Here is a 1,427-nt window from a genome sequence, read left to right on the forward strand (position 1 = left end):
AGAAAATGGTTCAGGGGACTTTGGGATTACCCGATAGATCTTCAAATGAAAATATCTACTGCGTAATCTGGGTTTAACTATAATTTGAAGGAAAATGATCGAGCAAAATGTCAAAACCTGATTTCTCGAGATGGATATCAATCGTTCGTTCTTCCAGTTTTATGATACCGCTACGTTGTAAGAAGTTATGTTGAATTGTTTCTTTTGATGTACTTTTTAATATATCCCAATCTTTTATAAGATGCTCTAAAACACAGACACACATTTGTTTTTCGTCATCAAGTAATTCAAAATGAGGTGAAATAAAAATATTATTATCAAGTCCAACCAGCATTTTTAAAAACTGAAAATCATCTTCATCTCCAACTTCGCTAAATGTTACTAAATAGTACAATATATAAACAGCCTTGATTTTTGCAGACTCATCAACAAAAACCTTATTCACAAGCAGACCTAAATTTTGAAAAAGATTATTTAAATAAGCATGCAAAAATATTACACCGCAATATTTAAAAGATTTGTATTCATTTTTCTGAACATTAGTATGCGACACTGTATACTTTTCTTGTGTTATATTCAATGCAGATGTATATTATAACAACAATTTTAGGACCGAAGCATCTACCGATTGAAAAAAACGGATACAATGACCATCTTTATGCTGAATTTCTACGATAGGGTTAATACTGTTACTTGCGGTAACAACCAGAGGAACAAAACCAGAATTCACGCTATTCGCATGGGAATCCAGTTGACGGAACTTCTTAATCCAATAATGGAATTGACCTTCGCATAGATTATTTTCAGAACAGTACGAACGCTGACTAAGACCACTGTGTTGCCAGCAAACATAATGATTGTGCATTTCGCTCGAGAGATTACTTATTACCATAATTATAAATTTAATAAGGCAAAGCTAGATAGTTAACCTATTCAAACATACAGGGGGATAAACGGATGCTTACATTGCTTTTAAACTTTCTGTATAGGTTTTAAAATAGGCCGAGACCATCACGCTTAATTCTAAAATGATGGGTGGGTCTTGCTTAGAAATATTTCTATTTACATCTTGAGCATATACAAAAGGGATTTTAGCAGCCACATCTTCTGTTATAGCCAACAAAGTGATATAAACACCATCATCCACATTTTGAGCGGCAGCGTCTCGACCAGGTAAATAGCCTACATAGAAAGAGCAATCTTCAATATTGTCTTCCAGATAACTACATAAATGATTTAACAAATGATGAATCATAATTATAGTGGCTTATTTGACTTAGTTAGTTTGAAACTCATCAATAGTGTTTGATGAGTTTTTTTAATTTAAACTAAATGTATTAACAAAAAAACGTAACTACTCAGGTTCTTTTTTTTCTTTCTTGACTTGATCTCAAGGCGTATTTTTTTCATTTTTCATTTTCAGGAAT

At 32.3% G+C, this 1,427-nt stretch carries 3 protein-coding genes; all 3 read right to left on the reverse strand.

All coding sequences use genetic code 11. The features are described from left to right. Window positions 1–73 precede the first annotated feature (73 nt). A complete protein-coding gene (locus GOQ16_RS17155; RefSeq protein ID WP_369073905.1) occupies window positions 74–580 on the reverse strand; it encodes a contractile injection system tape measure protein in 507 nt (168 codons plus the stop codon). A 12-nt stretch (window positions 581–592) separates the two neighbouring features. After that, window positions 593–892 carry an IS66 family insertion sequence element accessory protein TnpA gene (gene tnpA, locus GOQ16_RS17160; RefSeq protein ID WP_160070417.1) on the reverse strand — a complete coding sequence of 100 codons (300 nt, stop codon included), beginning with the start codon at window positions 890–892 and terminating at the stop codon, window positions 593–595. 69 nt (window positions 893–961) lie between these two features. Next, the gene (locus GOQ16_RS17165) at window positions 962–1,255 is read right to left on the reverse strand and encodes a Pvc16 family protein (protein ID WP_160070418.1); all 294 of its coding nucleotides are present in this window, start codon (window positions 1,253–1,255) and stop codon (window positions 962–964) included. Window positions 1,256–1,427: the final 172 nt, after the last annotated feature.

The sequence above is a fragment of the Sphingobacterium bovisgrunnientis genome (assembly GCF_009829085.1).
Classification (GTDB): Bacteria; Bacteroidota; Bacteroidia; order Sphingobacteriales; family Sphingobacteriaceae; genus Sphingobacterium; species Sphingobacterium bovisgrunnientis.

Coding starts and splice junctions, on each gene's coding strand:
- tnpA (WP_160070417.1), bottom strand. CDS start 892: ATGGTAATAAGTAATCTCTCGAGCGAAATGCACAATCATTATGTTTGC.
- GOQ16_RS17165 (WP_160070418.1), bottom strand. CDS start 1,255: ATGATTCATCATTTGTTAAATCATTTATGTAGTTATCTGGAAGACAAT.